Annotated in this window: 15 protein-coding genes and 1 tRNA gene; 10 read left to right on the top strand and 6 right to left on the bottom strand. The window is 57.8% G+C overall.

Annotation, left to right across the window (positions count from 1 at the left end):
• The first annotated feature begins 4 nt into the window (after nt 1–4).
• Nucleotides 5–1,081 (top strand): tRNA preQ1(34) S-adenosylmethionine ribosyltransferase-isomerase QueA, encoded by a 1,077-nt coding sequence (gene queA, locus H4N61_RS09950; RefSeq protein WP_169194842.1) that lies wholly within the window; start codon nt 5–7, stop codon nt 1,079–1,081.
• The gene (locus H4N61_RS09945; protein ID WP_169194841.1) at nt 1,078–1,704 is read left to right on the top strand and encodes an exopolysaccharide biosynthesis protein; all 627 of its coding nucleotides are present in this window, start codon (nt 1,078–1,080) and stop codon (nt 1,702–1,704) included. The genes queA and H4N61_RS09945 overlap by 4 nt, the downstream gene beginning before the upstream one ends.
• A gap of 6 nt (nt 1,705–1,710) precedes the next feature.
• Here the strand turns inward: H4N61_RS09945 and H4N61_RS09940 are convergent, their stop codons facing one another.
• The gene (locus H4N61_RS09940) at nt 1,711–2,127 is read right to left on the bottom strand and encodes a hypothetical protein (RefSeq protein ID WP_169194840.1); all 417 of its coding nucleotides are present in this window, start codon (nt 2,125–2,127) and stop codon (nt 1,711–1,713) included.
• Nucleotides 2,128–2,317: 190 nt separating this feature from the next.
• On the opposite strand from H4N61_RS09940, the gene tgt reads away from it, so the two are divergent.
• Genes tgt through map form a run of 3 tightly spaced genes read left to right on the top strand, consistent with a single transcriptional unit; the run spans nt 2,318 to nt 5,868 of the window.
• On the top strand, nt 2,318–3,445 hold the full coding sequence (gene tgt, locus H4N61_RS09935) for a tRNA guanosine(34) transglycosylase Tgt (protein ID WP_169194839.1): 1,128 nt from the start codon (nt 2,318–2,320) through the stop codon (nt 3,443–3,445).
• 23 nt (nt 3,446–3,468) lie between these two features.
• Nucleotides 3,469–5,109 (top strand): glucose-6-phosphate isomerase, encoded by a 1,641-nt coding sequence (gene pgi, locus H4N61_RS09930; RefSeq protein ID WP_182393900.1) that lies wholly within the window; start codon nt 3,469–3,471, stop codon nt 5,107–5,109.
• Between the two features lie 3 nt (nt 5,110–5,112).
• Nucleotides 5,113–5,868, top strand: a complete 756-nt coding sequence (map, locus tag H4N61_RS09925) for a type I methionyl aminopeptidase (protein ID WP_169194837.1) — start codon at nt 5,113–5,115, stop codon at nt 5,866–5,868.
• Here map and H4N61_RS09920 read toward each other — a convergent pair.
• The 4 genes from H4N61_RS09920 to H4N61_RS09905 all read right to left on the bottom strand — a co-directional run bounded on the left by H4N61_RS09920 (nt 5,865) and on the right by H4N61_RS09905 (nt 7,616).
• Nucleotides 5,865–6,392 (bottom strand): hypothetical protein, encoded by a 528-nt coding sequence (locus tag H4N61_RS09920; RefSeq protein ID WP_169194836.1) that lies wholly within the window; start codon nt 6,390–6,392, stop codon nt 5,865–5,867. The two genes, map and H4N61_RS09920, sit on opposite strands and share 4 nt — an antisense overlap.
• Nucleotides 6,393–6,444: 52 nt before the next feature.
• Complete coding sequence (locus H4N61_RS09915) at nt 6,445–6,609, bottom strand: hypothetical protein (protein WP_169194835.1); 165 nt, start codon at nt 6,607–6,609, stop codon at nt 6,445–6,447.
• 67 nt (nt 6,610–6,676) lie between these two features.
• A tRNA-Lys gene (locus H4N61_RS09910) sits at nt 6,677–6,751 on the bottom strand.
• A 55-nt stretch (nt 6,752–6,806) separates the two neighbouring features.
• Nucleotides 6,807–7,616 carry an SPOR domain-containing protein gene (locus H4N61_RS09905; RefSeq protein WP_182393899.1) on the bottom strand — a complete coding sequence of 270 codons (810 nt, stop codon included), beginning with the start codon at nt 7,614–7,616 and terminating at the stop codon, nt 6,807–6,809.
• A gap of 137 nt (nt 7,617–7,753) precedes the next feature.
• Between H4N61_RS09905 and glmU the strand changes: the two genes are divergently transcribed.
• Nucleotides 7,754–9,103, top strand: coding sequence for a bifunctional UDP-N-acetylglucosamine diphosphorylase/glucosamine-1-phosphate N-acetyltransferase GlmU (gene glmU / locus H4N61_RS09900; protein ID WP_182393898.1), 1,350 nt, complete (start codon nt 7,754–7,756; stop codon nt 9,101–9,103).
• Between the two features lie 2 nt (nt 9,104–9,105).
• Nucleotides 9,106–10,932 (top strand): glutamine--fructose-6-phosphate transaminase (isomerizing), encoded by a 1,827-nt coding sequence (gene glmS / locus H4N61_RS09895; protein ID WP_182393897.1) that lies wholly within the window; start codon nt 9,106–9,108, stop codon nt 10,930–10,932.
• 101 nt (nt 10,933–11,033) lie between these two features.
• Here the strand turns inward: glmS and recG are convergent, their stop codons facing one another.
• Entirely contained in the window at nt 11,034–13,142 is a 2,109-nt protein-coding gene (recG, locus tag H4N61_RS09890; RefSeq protein WP_169196323.1) for an ATP-dependent DNA helicase RecG, read from the bottom strand.
• 185 nt (nt 13,143–13,327) lie between these two features.
• On the opposite strand from recG, the gene H4N61_RS09885 reads away from it, so the two are divergent.
• From H4N61_RS09885 to H4N61_RS09875, 3 genes are all read left to right on the top strand, one after another.
• Complete coding sequence (locus H4N61_RS09885; protein WP_169196413.1) at nt 13,328–13,606, top strand: succinate dehydrogenase assembly factor 2; 279 nt, start codon at nt 13,328–13,330, stop codon at nt 13,604–13,606.
• Nucleotides 13,607–13,659: 53 nt separating this feature from the next.
• Nucleotides 13,660–17,091 carry a transcription-repair coupling factor gene (gene mfd, locus H4N61_RS09880; RefSeq protein WP_248306075.1) on the top strand — a complete coding sequence of 1,144 codons (3,432 nt, stop codon included), beginning with the start codon at nt 13,660–13,662 and terminating at the stop codon, nt 17,089–17,091.
• 143 nt (nt 17,092–17,234) lie between these two features.
• Nucleotides 17,235–17,951, top strand: a complete 717-nt coding sequence (locus H4N61_RS09875; RefSeq protein WP_169196325.1) for an invasion associated locus B family protein — start codon at nt 17,235–17,237, stop codon at nt 17,949–17,951.
• Nucleotides 17,952–17,967: the final 16 nt, after the last annotated feature.

Below are 17,967 nucleotides of genomic sequence, written 5' to 3'. Positions count from 1 at the left end.
CGTCATGCGTGTTTCCGATTTCGACTTTGAACTTCCCGAAGACCTGATTGCCCTGCATCCGGCTGAGCCGCGCGATAGTGCGCGCTTGTTGGTTGTGCGTCCGGGCGAGGCGCTCGTGGATAGCCATATTCCTGATTTGCTTAATCTGCTGCGTGCGGGCGACGTGTTGGTGGTCAATGACACCCGCGTTTTGCCTGCGGAGCTCAAGGGGCAGCGTATTCGGGGTGAGAACCGGGCAGGGGTGTCTTTCAACCTGCATAAGCGCGATGACGCCAATACGTGGCGCGCTTTTGCGCGGGGCGCCAAGAAGCTTGCTGAAGGCGATATGCTCGAACTCGGGCATGAGGGCGAGGCATTGCGGGCTCAAATCACCGAAAAAGGTGACGCTGGCGAGGTGACGATCAAGTTTGAACTCTCGGGCGCGCAGCTCGACGAGGCTATTAAGGCCAATGGCGCGATGCCTTTGCCGCCCTATATCGGCGCGAAGCGTGGCATCGAGGAACGTGACAAGACCGACTATCAGACTGTCTATGCGGCTGAAGATGGTGCGGTGGCTGCGCCGACCGCTGGCCTGCACTTTACCGATGCGCTGCTGGCCAAGATTGAAGCTATGGGTGTCACAATCGAGCGCGTGACGCTGCATGTGGGCGCGGGGACCTTCCTGCCGATGAAGGCGGAAGACACCGACGACCACAAGATGCATGCCGAGTGGGGTGAGTTGGAGCAGGCAACGGTCGATCGCATCAATGCGCGTCGCGCCGCTGGTGGTCGTGTGGTTGCCGTGGGAACGACGAGCTTGCGCTTGCTCGAGTCTGCGTCGCGTCCGACGGGCAAGCTAGAGGCCTTCGTCGGCGACACCGATATTTTCATTACGCCGGGTTATCGCTTCAACACGGTTGATGTGCTGATGACGAACTTCCACCTGCCCAAGTCGACGCTGTTCATGCTGGTGTCGGCCTTTGCAGGCTTTGAGAAAATGCACGAGGCTTATGCCCACGCCATCGCTAATGGCTATCGGTTCTATTCCTACGGCGACTCTTCGCTGCTGCATCGCGCGCCACATGCTGAGGATGCTGCGTGAGTGATATTTCGGCGCCGATCGTCGGTTATTCAAACCGCATCGTTTCCGTCTTGCGCCGTCTGGCGGAGAGCGGTTCGCCGAAGCTGACGTTTGCTGAACTGATTGAGGCGATGGGGCAAAAGTCCCATCGCCTTATCCTTTTGCTGCTGAGCCTGCTCAATATGGTGCCCGGTCCGCCAGGGTTTGGCGGTGTTATCGCCTGGACGATGATCGCTGTCGCGGTTGCCATGCTTTTGGGTCGGACAATCCGATTGCCGGGAATTATCGGGGATCGGCGGCTTCCGGTTGCTCCTCTGCTGAAGGGGAGCGAAATCGTGGCGCGGGTCTCGGCCATCGTGGCGCGGTTTTCGCGGCCGCGCCTGCGCTGGATGACCGGCGCGGTGATGACCATTCCTTATGCGGTATTGGTCGTGGTAGTGGGGCTGGTGATGGTTGTTCCCATCCCGCTGATCAACGCCATTCCCAATGTTGGGTTGTGTATCGTGGCTTTCGCCATGCTGAACCGCGATGGCGTTGCGTTGATCATCGGATTGATTGCCACAGCAATTGGGCTCGCTGTGGCTTTGGCGCTTGTTTATGGTGTTTTCCAGCTGGGAGCCGCGGCCGTTGGGGCGCTGGCTTAAGGCGGATTAGTCGATCCTGGTCAGTTCGCCCGAGAACCCGCATGCGGCGCCGTGATAGTAACCACAGCCTTCGACTTCTTCGGTGATGAGTTTGCCATCGGGTGTGAGCTTGAAGGAAATCTCGCACATGCGGATGTTGTAGTAAGATTGTGGCTCGGACGGATTGTAGTCTTCGTTTTCTACGAAGAAGTTGCCGCCCTCTGCGGTGAACAGCGCTTCACCATCAATGCCACCCGCACAGCCACCAGTGTCGCCAATCGGAACAATTGTTGAGAGCGAAACGCCATAGCGGTCGGCCTCGATATGGGTGATTTCGGCAGACAGGTCGCCTTCACCTTCGCCGCTCCACTTCCCTGCAATATCTGCGTAGGCTGGCGCGGCCATACCGACCACAATCGAAAGCGCTAAAGGGGCAAGGCGCATGCAAGAATCCTCCATATGGTTCTGATATTTTGGCGGAATAATTGAGGCGCAAACAAGTTCTGTGTTTTCTGTTTTGATATGTTTGTTTTCCCGGTCTTCGTAGAACGCATGGGTAATGCGCTGAATATGGGTAACCGCTACGGGATAAGCTCCATTGTCCGACGGCAAACAAACGGCTAGAACGCAGGCCATGAAACAAGTCAACTTCTCGCTTCTCGCCACGGACGGCATGGCCCGTCGCGGTCGTATCGACACGCCGCGCGGTGAGATTAATACGCCCGCATTTATGCCTGTTGGTACCGTTGGTACGGTCAAGGCTATGTATCCTGAACAGGTCCGCGAGACCGGTGCGGATATTCTGCTTGGGAATACCTATCACCTCATGCTGCGTCCGGGTGCGGAACGCGTCGCCAAACTGGGTGGCCTGCATGACTTTATGGACTGGCAGCGCCCGATCCTGACCGACAGTGGCGGGTTCCAGGTTATGTCGCTGGCGAAGCTCCGCAAGCTCACCGAGAAGGGTGTGACCTTCAAGTCGCATATCGACGGTTCGAGCCACGAATTGACCCCAGAGCGGTCGATCGAAATTCAGACGCTGCTCGATAGCGATATCATTATGCAGCTGGACGAATGTATTTCGCTGCCAGCGCCGCGTAAGGAAATCGAGCGCGCAATGGAGCTGTCGCTCCGTTGGGCTGACCGCTCTAAGGTTGCGTTCAACAACCAGCAGAACCGTGCGCTGTTCGGCATCGTGCAGGGCGGGGATGACCCAGAGCTGCGTGCCCGTTCAGCTGCGGGCCTGAAGTCGATTGGCTTTGATGGCTATGCTGTGGGTGGTCTGGCTGTGGGTGAGCCGCAGGAAGTCATGTTCCGCGTGCTTTCTGACATTACCCCAGAACTGCCGACCGAGCGTCCTCGCTATTTGATGGGCGTTGGTAAGCCGGATGATATTTTGGGCGGTATTGAGCGCGGTATCGACATGTTCGATTGCGTTCATCCGACCCGTGCTGGCCGACACGGTCACGCCTATACGCGTTTTGGCGTCATTAATTTGAAGAATGCACGCCATAAGGAAGATCATCGCCCGCTCGATGAGGCTTCGCCAAATCCAAATTGCCGTCGTTGGAGCCGAGCCTATCTGCACCACCTCATCCGTACCGAGGAAATCCTGGGTGCGATGATCTTGTCGCAGATCAATCTGGCTTACTATCAAGAGCTTACGGCAGCTGCTCGCGCGGCTATTTCGGCCGGGCGCATGAACGATTTCGCTGCAGAAACTCGCGCCCAGTGGGCCGCTGGTGATATTGCGCCACTCTAATGGTCGAAGAAGGGTTGGAACACATGGGTAAGTCTGGTCGTAAGGCAGGTTTCGAAGCGCTGAGCGAGATGGTCGATGTGATGGCAGAGCGCCCAATGCGTCTGCTGTTCGCTGAAGACCCAAACCGTTTCAAGCGCTTCTCGGCGGAAGGTGCTGGTATTCTTCTCGATTATTCGAAGAACCGCATCGATGAAGAGGTCATGGCCGCTCTGTTTGAGATGGCACGTGCAGCGGGCGTCGAAGAACGCCGTGCGCAGATGTGCGAAGGCGAACACATCAACATCACCGAAGATCGCGCCGTCATGCACATGGCGCTGCGCTATCAGGGCGACAAGCCGGTGGAAGTTGATGGCAAGGACGTCATGCCAGACGTTCGTGAGGTCCTTTCAGCCATTGAGGCCTATACCAACGCTGTGCGTTCGGGCGACATTCGCGGCCATGGCGGCGAGCAGTTCACCGACATCGTCAACATCGGTATCGGTGGCTCGGACCTTGGTCCGGTAATGGTCACACTGGGCCTTGCGCCATACACCCGTGCCGACCTGCGCGCGCATTATGTGTCGAACGTCGATGGCGCGCATATGCATGACACGCTCAAGGGGCTTGATCCGGCCAAGACGCTGTTCATCGTCGCGTCCAAGACCTTCACCACCGACGAAACCATGACCAATGCGCATACGGCGCGCAATTGGTTGGCTTCGGCGCTCGGCGAAGACGCTGTTCCGAACCACTTTGCCGCCGTTTCGACCAATATCGCTGCCTGCGCTAAGTTTGGTATCCGCGAAGACCGTATCTTCGGTTTCTGGGACTGGGTCGGCGGCCGTTATTCGGTATGGTCGGCGATCGGCCTGCCAGTGGCACTGGCCGTCGGCTTTGACAATTTCAAGAAGTTCCTGGCTGGCGCCGACGCTATGGACCGCCACTTCCTTGAAACGCCACTGGAAAACAACCTGCCGGTGATCATGGGCATGTTGGGCGTGTGGTACCGCAACGCTTGGGACTTCTCGACCCATGCTGTGCTGCCTTATGACCAGCGCCTGAGCCGCTTCCCGGCCTATCTCCAGCAGCAGGACATGGAAAGCAACGGCAAGTCCGTGACGCTTTCGGGCAAGAACGTTGGCTGGTCGACTGGGCCAATCGTCTGGGGCGAACCCGGCACCAATGGTCAGCACGCATTCTACCAGCTGATCCATCAGGGGACGGACGTTATTCCGTGTGATTTCCTGATCGCTGCGCAGCCACATGAACAGCTGCCGCCGCATCACGATAAGCTGGTCGCCAATGTGTTGGCACAGTCTGAAGCGCTGATGCTTGGCAAGACCGAAGTTGAGGTCGTCGAAGAGCTTAAGGCTCAGGGCCTGTCGAAGGACGAGATCAAGGAACTGACCCCGCATAAGGTGTTCCCCGGCAATCGTCCGTCCAACACGCTGTTCTACAAGCAGTTGACGCCGGAATTGCTCGGTGCGCTGGTTGCGCTCTACGAACACAAGGTGTTCGTACAGGGCGTTATTTGGAATGTGAATTCCTACGACCAGTGGGGCGTTGAGCTCGGCAAGCAGCTGGCTAAGGCTCTGTTGACAAAGGTGCAGGGCGAACAGGCAGCAGAAAACCATGACAGCTCCACGCAGGGGCTCGTCAAATACTACCTCGCCAACAAGGCATAAGAATTGATTATCACTACCGAGGACCAGCTCGTTAAACTGAAAGCTATCGGCCGAATTTGCGCACTGGCGAGAGACGCCATGGCGGAAGGACTGCAAGCCGGTATGACGACACTCGAGCTGGATGAGATTGGCGCCAAAGTCCTTGCGGAACATGGCGCTCTTTCTGCCCCGGTAGTGACTTATCAATTCCCAGGTCAGACCTGCATTTCGGTCAATGAAGAGATCGCCCACGGCATTCCCGGTAATCGGATTTTGCTGGAAGGCGATCTCGTCAACATTGACGTCTCTGCCGTAAAGGACGGCGTCTATGCCGACTGCGGCATGTCGCTGGTATTAGGCGGCGGGAGCCCGCGCCTGCAAAACCTCTGTCGCGATGGCAAAAAGGCGATGTGGGCTGGTATCCGGGTTGTGAAGCCCGGTGCGCGCCTTGCCGATATTGGTGACGCCATCGGCAAGTTTGCCAAGAAGGGCGGCTATACGCTGATCCGCAACCTCGCCAGCCACGGTGTTGGCGATAGCTTGCACGATGAGCCGGGGCAGATTTCCACCTGGCCGGATAAGTCGGAGCGCCGCATTATCCAAGAGGGTTTGGTGTTCACGGTTGAGCCATTCCTATCGCTCGGCGGCGAATGGGCTGAACAAAAATCTGAAGACGATGAGTGGACGCTCATCGCGGAGCCAATGGCTCCGACCGTTCAGTATGAGCACACGATTGTTGCGACCAAGAACGGTCCGCTTGTCGTCACCGTCGCAGCTTAAAGTACGGTAAGAAGAAGCGGTCCGAACAGGATCGCGAGAATGCCCAAAGGGAAGCGCAGGTGATTGAGCCTGCGCAGGCTGGGCATGCTGGCCCAAGTGCTCAGCACCAAATAGATCAGCAGAGCGATAATGGCTGGGAGCAGGGCATTCAGATTGAATGCGCCGGCATTGTTGATCTGCAAATAGCCCATAAAGCCCACAGCATAGCCTAGAAGGGCCGAGAGGATGACCGTGGCGGCCTTTGCCGTGATCAGGAGGGCCATGTCTATGGTATTGCTTGCTAAGAGCAGGGCAACGCCCGTTGCAATGACGTGGAGCGTGATCAAGGTGCTGAAGATGCGGTTGTCCGCTAGCATGGCGGCCACGCCGGGCACGCCGACCTGACCAACGAGGCCGATGACGGGGATGTCGCCAACGTAGCGACGAACCAGCCAGATCGTATAGAGCATGACCAAGGTGGAGACCGCAGTCACCAGCAGGGTTACAGCCATGACCTTGATGAGATCTGCCAGATCGTTCGACATTTGTGCCCCTTAGAAGTCGCTTGTCTGCCCATAGCATGGGGCAGGGCTGATTCTAAAGCGAGCGACGGCGCAGTGCACCACTCAGAGAGTTTGGCGGGCCTTTGCGGGCGCCACGCTGCACGCGAATAGGCTTGCGGAAGTCCTCGGCGAGCTCGAAAGCGTCTGCGCGATATTCCAACTCTGCATAGGGATCAGGATCGAGATCTGTCTGGGTCATAAAGCTGAACCGCTCAGGTACACCATTCGCCCAAGGCATTGAAATCTGATTGGGAATAAAAAGGAAGTGGTACGCCGGGCGGGGGTCGAACCCGCGACCATTCGATTAAAAGTCGAATGCTCTACCACTGAGCTACCGGCGCCCGCTATGTACGCCCTGCGGCGTTGGGGCGGAACATAGCTAGAGTTCGCGCCAAGTCAACCGCCCTCATGCGGTTCCTGTGCAAACAATTGGCGGCCTTCATAGCTCACTGGCAGGCAGGAAAAGGCAATTCGTTCAAGTCGTTCGCACATTTGCCTAGCTTCTGCTAGGGTTTCCATGGGCCCAACAAGGATGCGGCTACCCTGGTCAGTCTGCGCACTCAGGACTGGGGAAAACTCCAGAAGGAGTGGTCCCAGCTTCATTTGAAGGTCTCGCCAAGTGGCTTCGGCATTTTGTGGCGCAACGAATCCGCCAATGGCAACACCATAGGGGATCGGGTTCGGTGGCACCGAATTGGGCGCGTCACTGAGCGGCGCAGGCATGGCTTGTGGTAATGTGACCGGAACGGATTGGGCGCCGGGCAAGGGGGATTGGCGGATAGCAACGCTCCCACCAAGTGCAGCCATTTCAATCGGTTTGGAGGTCTGGTCGACAGTCGCGGTCAAACTGGTGACGTCGACGGTTGGTCGCGGGATCGCTTCGACAATATTGGGTATGGTAACTTCTAAGGCACTTACCCGGCGCAACACGTCTTTGCCCGATTGGTCTTGGAGCTGGGTCTGCGACTGTAGGGACTGATAGTCCTGATTGAGTTTTTGCAGATCACCTTGCAGGCCGCTGACCTGTTCGCGCAGACCTTCTACAGAAGTAGAGTTGATGCGGGGCGTATGTAACGCTTTGATAAAATCGTATGGTAAGATTGCGGAAACATTGGAGCTGATGACTGCAAGTGCCGCCGCGGCGAGGGCAATTAGGCCCCAAAATGTCACGTCGGATTGCCGAAAATGGTCCGATGCTCTAGCCAATCGCTGACCTCAAATGTTCGGCCCGAATCGAGCCTTATGTTTGAAATGAGGATTGGCCTGTTGTTGTGGCTTCGCCAATAGTTGTTGGCTATTTATTTACCATAAGCCGAGTGATTTTCGGTATTGGAGTGAGCGTTATGGCTGATTTGCTTTCGATTATCCTCGCGGCTGGCGAAGGGACGCGAATGAAATCCGCTTTGCCTAAGGTATTACACCCCGTGGGTGGATTGCCCGTGGTAAGCCATGTTTTGCGGACAGCAAAATCTTTTGGGTCGCGCATTGCTGTTGTTGTGGGGCCTGGTCATGAGGCAGTTGAGCAGGCAGTAACGCGGTTCGAGAGCAATGCTTTTATTGCGCGCCAGCTAGAACGTCTTGGGACAGGCCATGCTGTTCAGCAAGCACGCGAAGCGTTTCAAAACGAAACTGGCAACGTTCTCGTACTATACGCCGACACCCCGCTCGTGACCGAGAAAACAATCGGCCAGATCGTCGGAAGACTTGATGCGGGCGCAGATATGGTTGTGGTTGGTTTCAGGCCACACAATCCCACCGGATATGGTCGCCTTCTCACGGACGGCAATCGGCTCTTGGCTATTCGCGAGCATAAGGATGCGAGCGATGAGGAGCGCCGCGTAGGCCTTTGTAATTCCGGCATTATCGCGTTTAATGCCGATACGCTTCGCGCAGTTATTGATCGCATTGATAACAAGAACGCCAAGGGCGAATACTATCTGACTGACGCGGTAGAGCTCGCGGTCGCAGATAAGCGCCAGATCGACTATATCGAAGCCGATGCCAGCGAATTGGTTGGCGTGGATAATCGCACCAAGCTGGCTGAGGCCGAGGCGACTTTCCAGCAGTTCAAGCGCGCTGAGATGATGGAAAACGGGGTAACGCTGCGTGATCCGCAGAGCGTGTTCTTCTCCTGGGATACGGAATGCGGGCGTGACGTGACCATCTTCCCCAATGTGGTTTTCGGCCCCGGCGTTAAGATTGCCGACAATGTCGAAATTCGTGCGTTCTGTGATCTCGAAGATGTCGTGATCGGTGATGGCGCCAGTATTGGTCCCTTTGCGCGTGTTCGTGGCGGCGCGGAGTTGGGCAAAGATGTTCACGTCGGAAATTTTGTTGAGGTGAAGAAGTCAAAGCTCGCCGATGGCGTAAAAGCGGGACATCTCAGCTATTTGGGTGACGCGGAGATTGGCGCCAAAACAAATATTGGCGCAGGCACGATTACGTGTAATTACGATGGCGTTAACAAGGATAAAACCGTTATTGGTGCAAATGCCTTTATTGGCTCAAATGCGTCGCTCGTCGCGCCTGTTGTGATTGGTGATGGTGCCTATACTGCTTCGGGAAGCGTCATAACCGAAGATGTTCCGGCTGATGCTGTAGCTTTCGGGCGCGCGCGTCAGGAAAACAAGGCTGATTACGCGCCAAAGCTGCGCGAGCGGGCCCTCGCGAAGAAGGCCGCGAAAGGGAAGTAACGATGTGCGGTATTGTCGGTATTGTCGGTGACGCGCCTGTCGCCGGACGATTGGTGGATGCTCTCAAGCGCCTAGAATACCGCGGATATGACAGTGCTGGCGTAGCGACGCTGGAAGGCGGCGAGATTGCTCGCCGCCGCGCTGAGGGGAAGCTGGGCAATCTGGCGACCAAGCTTGGCATGGAGCCGCTGGGGGGCACGATTGGCATTGGCCACACCCGCTGGGCGACCCATGGTGCGCCTACAGAGGCCAATGCCCACCCGCATGCCACCAAGCGCGTTGCTGTGGTGCACAACGGCATTATCGAGAATTTTCGCGAGTTGCTCGCAGATCTCGCTAAAGATGGCTATGTGCCAACAAGCCAGACCGATACCGAAAGTGTTGCCCTGTGGATGACGCGCGAGCTGGATCATGGCGCCGACCCTGAACTGGCCGTCGCGCGTACGTTGAAAGCGCTTAAGGGCGCGTTTGCACTCGCCTTTATGTTCAAGGGGCAGGGCGATTTGCTGATTGCCGCGCGTCACGGCGCGCCACTGGCTGTGGGCTATGGCGAGACGGAGATGTATCTTGGCTCAGACGCAATGGCGCTCGCTCCCTTTACCTCGCGCTTGACCTATCTCGAAGATGGCGACTGGGCGGTGATGACGCCGAAGGGCGTCACCATCCGCGATGGCAAGGATGCTCTCGTTGAGCGTGCTAAGATGGTGTCGCAGGCGTCGGCTCTCTTGGTCGACAAGGGCAATCATCGTCATTTTATGGCTAAGGAAATCTACGAGCAGCCTGAAACCATATCGCACACGCTGAGCCACTATGTGGATATGGGGGCTGAAAAGGCTTCTATCCGCGAGAGCTTACCATTTGATTTTGCTGAGCTTTCTCGTTTGGCGATGTCTGCGTGTGGTACGGCTTATTATGCCGGTGCCATCGCGAAATATTGGTTTGAGCGCTATGCGCGCTTGCCGGTTGATATCGATGTCGCGTCAGAATTCCGCTATCGCGAGCCGCCGCTGGAAAAGAACGGGCTGTCGTTCTTCATTTCGCAGTCCGGCGAGACGGCTGATACTTTGGCCGCTCTGCGCTATTGCGCCGGGCAGGGGCAACATGTGGCGTCGCTGGTCAATACGCTGGAATCGACCATCGCACGTGAATCGGGTGTGGTTTTCCCGATCCTTTGCGGGCCGGAAATCGGCGTTGCCTCCACGAAGGCGCTGACGGCGCAGTTGACCGCTTTGGCAAGCCTTGCCATCGCCGCTGGCCGTGCTCGCGGCGCATTGAGCGCCGAGCAAGAGGCGGAGATGGTTCGGGCGTTGACGGCGCTGCCGAGTGCTGTTTCGGCGGCCTTGGGCACCGAGGCTGTGATCATGGACATCGCCAAACGCCTCTCCAAGGCTAAGGACGTGCTCTATCTCGGCCGTGGCCCGATGTTCCCGGTCGCCATGGAAGGTGCGCTGAAGCTCAAAGAGATCAGCTATATCCACGCCGAAGGTTATGCAGCAGGTGAACTGAAGCATGGGCCGATTGCGCTGGTGGATGAAGCCATGCCGGTGATTGTCGTCGCTCCTTCTGATGAATTGGTCGATAAAACGCTGTCCAATATGCAGGAGGTCGCGGCACGCGGGGGTAAGATTATTCTTATTACCGATGCTGAAGGGGCACAGCACGTCGGGCATGGCGTTGCGGATATTATCGAAATTCCGCACGTGCATCCGTTTGTGGCGCCGATTTTGGCACTGATCCCAGTGCAGTTGTTGGCCTATCACACGGCGGTATTTATGGGCACGGACGTGGACCAGCCGCGGAATTTGGCCAAGTCGGTGACGGTGGAGTAATTTTTGTCCCCTGGTGTTTGCGCCGAGGGGCCGTGGGGTGCGCAGTACCCCCCCCCAACCTCCCCCTGGTAGGGGGAGGGGACGCGCCAGTGCCGGCCTGATTAGCCCGCCCTGATCAGTGGAATCGCCAGATCTTTTCGGAATAAATACAACAGCGTACGAGCGGCTTCGCCGTCGGGGCCGGTGAGGCCGGGGTTGCGTTGCATCAGGGCTTTGGCGTCGTCATGGGCGAACTCAAGCAAGTGCCGATGCACGTCTGGGACGGCGACGCGGTAGCCGGGCATGCCGGATTGGCGCGTGCCCAAGACGTCACCTTGGCCGCGTAGGTCGAGGTCGCGTTCGGCAATCTCAAAACCGTCTTCGGTGGATTTGATGGTTTCGAGGCGCGCTTGAGCGGTTTCGCTGAGCGGTTCTTTGAAGAGAAGCAGGCAGGCAGAGCGTTGCGAACCACGGCCGACGCGACCGCGCAGCTGATGGAGCTGAGCGAGGCCAAAACGTTCAGCGTGTTCGATGATCATGATCGTGGCGTTGGGGACGTCGACGCCCACTTCGATGACCGTTGTGGCGACGAGAAGTTTGATTTCATTGGCTTTAAAGCGCGCCATAACCTCTTGCTTGGCGGCGGCTGACATGCGGCCGTGGACGAGGGCCACCTGATCGCCGAAGACTTTCTGCAGTTCGGCGAAGCGATCTTCAGCGCTGACGACTTGGATAAATTCGCTTTCTTCAACCAGCGGGCAGACCCAATAGGCCTGCGCACCTTCGCCTAACCGGGCGATGAGACGGTTGATGACGCGGCCGTAGTCATTGATCGAGAGCACTGCCGTATCAATGGGTTGGCGGCCGCGCGGCTTTTCTTTGAGAACAGAGACGGCCATGTCGCCGAAGTGGGTGAGTACTAAAGTGCGCGGGATCGGCGTGGCGGTCATGACGAGAAGGTCAGTGTCGCGGCCTTTGTCAGAGAGGGCGAGGCGCTGGTGGACGCCGAAACGGTGTTGTTCGTCGACGACGGTGAGGGCCAGATTGTGGAAGGCGACGCCGGATTGGAAGAGGGCGTGGGTGCCGAGGGCGATGTGGATCGAGCCATCGGCAAGTCCTGCTAGAATCTTGCGTTTTTCGGCTGCGGGCATTTTTCCGGTGAGCAATGCGCAGCCTAGGCCTGCCGCTTCAGCGAGAGGCTGAATGGTTTTAAAATGCTGTGAAGCCAGCAATTCGGTCGGAGCCATCAACGCCGATTGCGCGCCGCTTTCTGCCATTGCCGCCATGGACATAAGAGCTACAACGGTCTTGCCGGAGCCCACGTCGCCTTGCAGGAGGCGGGACATGCGGTCCGGGCTGGCGAGGTCGGCGCGGATTTCTTCGAGGGCCTGGTTTTGGCCATCGGTCAGGGAGAAGGGTAGCGCGGCGGCGACGCGGGAGGTGATACTCCCGTTGAAAGTACGGGACTTTCCCTTTTGGGCGACCATGGTCGAACGCACCAATTGTAGGGTGATTTGGCCCGCTAAATACTCATCATAAGCAAGGCGTTGGCGGGCCGGGGACCAGAGTTGGCCCTGGTCAGGATTCTCTGGCAAATGGACTTCGCGCATGGCTTGGGCGAAGTTTGGCCATTTGCGTTGGCGCATGGTTTCGGCGTCGATCCATTCCGGTAATTCGGGAATGATATCAACGGACTGGCGCACGAGTTTCGCTAAGGCTTTGGAACTCAATCCACTTGTGAGGGGATAGACCGGCTCGACGAGGGGGAGTTCTGCGAATTTTTCGGCTTCGACGATATAGTCCGGGTGCGTTATCTGCTTTTGGCCGTTGAAGAAATCGACCTTGCCAGAGACATAGCGCTCTTCGCCGACTGGGAGAGCTTTTTCGACCCAGCCGCCTTGGGCGCGGAAGAACACCAAGGACAGTTCGCCGGTCTCGTCATGCGTGAAAACGCGATGTGGCACATGTAGCTTTCCGCGTGGTGGCGGTTGGTGCCGGTCGATGTGGAGTTTCAGCGTAACGATTTGATTTAAATAGGCGTCTGCAATGCCGACCTGTCGGCGGCGATCGACGACGCCGGAGGGCATATGCATCAGAATGTCGAGGACGATGGCCTCTTGTCCGTCAGGGGCGCCGAAGAATTTGGTCAGCAGTGCTGCGAGCTTATCGCCCACGCCTTTGATGGAGTGGAGCGAGCGGAACAGGGGCTGCAATTCATCGGGACGGGACAAGAATGATTCTCCTTACCGAGGGGCATCTATTGGCACTTCTGTGGCCTTTGGCCGGCACTTTTGGGCCTCTGAAGGGGCAAATTGCTGACATTCAGGGGCATGACGGAATAGGGCTGACATTGTTGGCTAACACGCGTAAAGAACAAGTCCAAATCGAGAACAAAATTCAATCATGGGTGTCGCAAATGACGGCCGGTGAAGAGATCGCTATTCGACGTAAACGGCTCCGCTATCGCGCGTGGCATCGTGGGACCAAGGAAATGGACTTGGTGCTCGGTCCATTCGCGGATGCGCATCTGGAAAACTACGATGAGGCGCAGCTCGACAAGCTCGAAGCGCTGATGAACGAAGAAGACCCGCCATTGCTGAAATGGGTGCTCCGGCAGGAGGAGCCGCCAGCGCATGTGGATCGTTCTTTCCTCGACCTTCTTATTGCCGACCACGAGGCCCGCGTCGCCCGATGACTTCTTCTGACATCACGCCCACCGTTCGTACCATCTCCAACGTACCTGATGGCATGCAGCCATTGGTGTTGGCACGGCTGGTTGAACAACGCCTCAAAAACGCGCCGGATGATGCGGCGGCTGTGGTGTTCGTGGCGCGTGATGGACGGCGCTTGCAGCGCATGGCGGAAGTGTTGGGGGCGATGTTGCCCGGACACACGATATTGCAACTGCCTGCCTGGGACAGCCTGCCATATGACCGTGTGTCGCCAAACAATGTGACCATCGCGGCGCGTATGAAAACGCTGGCGGCGCTGACCAGCGGCACCAAGGGCGCGATTGTGCTGACGGCGGTTAATGCGCTGGTGCAAAAGCTGCCGCCGCGCGCTGTGGTCGAAACCATGTCGTTTTCGGCGGCCGTTGGTCGGGTGGTCGATGGCGATAAGCTGATCGGTTGGGCGGCGAACAATGGCTATTTGCGCGTGCCGACGGTGCGCGAAAGCGGCGAATTTGCAGTCCGGGGTGGGTTGATTGACCTGTTCCCGGCCAATGCGGACGCGCCGCTGCGCTTTGACTTCTTTGGGAGCCAGTTGGAAACGATCCGGACGTTTGATCCCGATACACAGCGGACGACGGGTAATCTCAAGCGGATTGATCTGACGCCGATGAGCGAGCTGGTGCTCAATGAAGACACCATTCGCCGTTTCCGTCAGAACTATACGGCGACTTTTGGTGGCAACACCCATGATGACCCGCTCTATTCATCGGTAAGTGGCGGGTCGCGCTATTCGGGCACGGAGCACTGGCTGCCGTTCTTTTATGAAAAGCTCGATAGTCTGGCGGATTATGTGGGCGATGCCCCGTTCGTCTTCGACGATCAGGTGAACGAAGCCTATGGCGAGCGTGTCGAGCAGATTGCCGATTATTACGACGCGCGCGAGACGGCGCGTTTGGCGCCGCAGGTGGCGGGGGCAGGGGCGCCCTATAAGCCGATTAAGCCAGAACTGCTTTATAATGTTGATGTGACGCCAGCGCAGTTGGCGGGGGCGTCGGTCATTCAGCTTTCGGCGTTTCTGTCGCCGCAGACGAAATCGGGTGACGATGCCGGTGGGCATATTGCGCCAAGCTTTGCAGCCGACCGTTTGGCGAATGACGTCAACCTTTTTGAGAAGGTGGTGGAGCGGCTGCTTACGGAGCGCCGCAATGGTCGCCGCGCAATTGTGGCCTGCTGGAGCGCGGGGACGCGCGATCGCATGGCGCAGGTGCTCAAGGATCACGGGCTGACCAATCCGCGCCTCGGCGAGAATTGGAAAGACGCGGAAACCACGAGCGCGGCGACCACTTCGTTGATCGTGTTACCCCTCGAATCTGGCTTTGAAACCAAAGACCTGCTGGTTCTGACCGAGCAGGATATTTTGGGCGAGCGCATTTTGCGGCCGCAGCGCAAGAAGAAGGCTTCGGATGCGCTGACGGAAGCGGCCAGCTTGAGTGCAGGCGATCTCGTGGTGCACGTCGACCACGGTATCGGTCGCTTCTTGGGGCTGAAGGTCATTCAGGCCGGTGGCGCGCCGCATGAGTGCGTTGAGCTTGAATATGGCGGCGAGACTAAGCTTTACCTGCCGGTCGAAAACATCGAGCTGCTGACCCGCTATGGGGCGGACGATGCGTCGGTGACGCTCGATAAACTCGGTGGCGTGGCCTGGCAGGCTAAGAAGGGCAAGCTCAAGAAGCGCATCCGCGAAATGGCGGAACAGCTTATCAAGTTGGCGGCGCAGCGCTTGCTGGTCCGCGCCGATGCGGTGGACCTCAATTCTGGCGCTTACGATGAGTTCGTGGCGCGCTTCCCTTATGAGGAAACGGAAGATCAGCTCAACGCCATTGGGGCGGTGTTTGACGATCTGACCTCGGGCAAGGTGATGGATCGCCTTGTCTGCGGTGACGTGGGCTTTGGGAAGACCGAAGTTGCGATCCGCGCGGCCTTCGCCGTGGCGCTTTCGGGCAAGCAGGTGGCGGTGGTTGTACCGACAACGCTCTTGGCGCGCCAGCATTTCAAGAACTTCTCTGAACGTTTCCATGGCTTGCCGGTCAATGTGCGCCATGCCTCGCGCATGGTGCCAGCGGCCGAATTGAAAGCGACCAAGGAAGGCTTGGCCAATGGGCATGTCGATATCGTTATCGGCACCCACGCGCTCTTGTCGAAGTCGATCAGTTTCAAGGACTTGGGCCTGCTGATTATCGACGAGGAACAGCACTTCGGCGTGAGCCACAAGGAGCGTCTCAAGGAGCTCAAGGCCAATGTTCACGTGCTGACGCTGACGGCAACGCCGATCCCGCGCACGCTGCAACTGGCGCTGACTGGCGTTCGCGATCTGTCGCTGTTGGCGACGCCGCCAGTCGACCGCTTGGCGATCCGTACCTTTATTTCGCCTTTCGATCCGCTCTCGATCCGCGAAGCTTTGCTGCGCGAAAAATATCGCGGCGGGCAGAGCTTCTATGTGGTGCCGCGCATCAAGGATCAGGCCGATATTGCCGAGTTCTTGCGCGTGCAGGTGCCGGAAGTTTCCTATGTCATCGCCAATGGGCAGATGCCGCCGGGCGAACTCGACGACATCATGAACAATTTCTACGACGGCAAGTTCGACGTTTTGTTGGCGACGACCATTGTGGAATCGGGGCTCGATATTCCGAACGCCAATACGCTGATCGTACATCGTGCCGACCAGTTTGGTCTGGCGCAGCTTTATCAGATCCGTGGGCGTATCGGCCGGGCCAAGCAGCGCGCCTATGCGCTGTTCACCGTGCCTGCCGACAAGAAGCTCACCGACACCGCAGAGCGTCGTTTGGGCGTGCTGCAGTCGCTCGAAAGCCTTGGCGCTGGCTTCCAACTGGCGAGCCACGATTTGGATATTCGCGGGGCAGGGAATCTGCTCGGCGACGAGCAGTCGGGCCATATCCGCGAGGTTGGTTTCGAGCTTTACCAGTCGATGCTGGAAGAGGCCGTGGCGAACTTGCGCGCTGGTGGCGACGAGGAATACGACGACAAGAACGAGTGGAGCCCGCAGATTTCGCTTGGCATGCCGGTGATGATCCCGGAAAGCTATGTGCCTGATCTGCAGTTGCGCATGCAGCTCTATCGTCGCTTGGGTGATCTCAGCGATATTCGCGATATTGATGCTGCGGGTGCGGAGCTGATCGATCGGTTCGGGCCGCTGCCGGAAGAAGTGGAATCGCTGCTCAAGGTCATTCTGGTGAAGGCACTCTGCCGTCAGGCCAATGTCGAAAAGGTCGATGCTGGTCCGAAGGGCGCGGTGGTGACGTTGCGAAACAACGAGTTCCCCAATCCGATTGGTCTGGTGCGCATGGTTTCGGACCTGTCGAACCAAGTGAAGATCAAGCCTGATCAGAAGCTCGTGTTCGTGCGCAATTGGCCAACACCGGAGCAAAGGCTCAAGGGTGCAGCCGCAATTATGAGTAAACTGGCGCGTTTGGCTGAGAATAAGAGTTAACTGAAGTCTCGGACACGAGGCGCTATAATCTTTTGGCAACTCTCATCGGTCATGTTATTGCCCGATTTGAGCCCTTGAAGGGCAGTTCAGGTATTTCGGTAGCTTTGGGCTGCCCGGACCGCCAAGGAAGACAAGGACATTTTATGACGTTCAAGAAACCCCTCGTGGCCGGAATCGCAGCGGCAGCGTTTTTGCTGACCCCGGCTGTATCTTTCGCGCAGGACGCGGCTCCTGCAGCACCGGCTGCTGAAGCGCCAGCTGCGGCCGAGGGCGGTGCTGTCGCTGAAGTCGGCGCTGCCGTCGACAATATGCCATCGCAGAACTGGCTGAAGGTTTGTGACCCGCTGGACGACGGCCAGAAGGCTTGCGTGATGCGCCAAGTGGTGCTCGCAAACGGCCAGTTCCTCGGCTCCTTCCTGCTGCGTGACGATCCAGGCCAGGAAAGCCGCCTGTTGGCTGTTGCTGCCGTCCCGCTTGGCGTGCTGCTGCCGTTCGGCCTGACCTGGCAGATCGACAACGCAAAGCCAGTTCGCGTGCCGTACATGCTGTGTGATCAGCAGTCGTGCTCGACTCAGCTCGTGATCAACGAGCAGTATGTCGCTTCGCTCAAGAAGGGTTCGACCCTGAAGCTGACCGCTAAGAACCGTCAGAACCAGGACCTGACCATCGATATCAACCTCGCTGGTTTCACCGCGACTTATGATAGCGATACGGCCCTGACGTTCGAACAGCTGCAGAGCCAGGAATCGGGCGAAAACGCGCTTGAGCAGGTTCTTCAGGATCGTGCCGAGCAGCTCCGCAAGCAGCTGAGCGAAACGCCAGCTGAAGGCGAAGCGCCAGCAGCACCTGCTGCACAGTAAGCTCTACGCAGACGAA

Source organism: Devosia sp. MC521 (assembly GCF_014127105.1).
Lineage (GTDB): Bacteria > Pseudomonadota > Alphaproteobacteria > Rhizobiales > Devosiaceae > Devosia.
Note: the sequence above shows the minus strand (reverse complement) of the source record. Positions and strands in the feature narration are given on the sequence as shown.

Bases quoted from the DNA above. Each gene is read 5' to 3' on its own strand.
- queA (WP_169194842.1), top strand. From the start codon at position 5: ATGCGTGTTTCCGATTTCGACTTTGAACTTCCCGAAGACCTGATTGCC.
- H4N61_RS09940 (WP_169194840.1), bottom strand. From the start codon at position 2,127: ATGCGCCTTGCCCCTTTAGCGCTTTCGATTGTGGTCGGTATGGCCGCG.
- tgt (WP_169194839.1), top strand. From the start codon at position 2,318: ATGAAACAAGTCAACTTCTCGCTTCTCGCCACGGACGGCATGGCCCGT.
- pgi (WP_182393900.1), top strand. From the start codon at position 3,469: ATGGGTAAGTCTGGTCGTAAGGCAGGTTTCGAAGCGCTGAGCGAGATG.
- H4N61_RS09920 (WP_169194836.1), bottom strand. From the start codon at position 6,392: ATGTCGAACGATCTGGCAGATCTCATCAAGGTCATGGCTGTAACCCTG.
- H4N61_RS09915 (WP_169194835.1), bottom strand. From the start codon at position 6,609: ATGACCCAGACAGATCTCGATCCTGATCCCTATGCAGAGTTGGAATAT.
- glmU (WP_182393898.1), top strand. From the start codon at position 7,754: ATGGCTGATTTGCTTTCGATTATCCTCGCGGCTGGCGAAGGGACGCGA.
- glmS (WP_182393897.1), top strand. From the start codon at position 9,106: ATGTGCGGTATTGTCGGTATTGTCGGTGACGCGCCTGTCGCCGGACGA.
- H4N61_RS09885 (WP_169196413.1), top strand. From the start codon at position 13,328: ATGACGGCCGGTGAAGAGATCGCTATTCGACGTAAACGGCTCCGCTAT.
- mfd (WP_248306075.1), top strand. From the start codon at position 13,660: ATGCAGCCATTGGTGTTGGCACGGCTGGTTGAACAACGCCTCAAAAAC.
- H4N61_RS09875 (WP_169196325.1), top strand. From the start codon at position 17,235: ATGACGTTCAAGAAACCCCTCGTGGCCGGAATCGCAGCGGCAGCGTTT.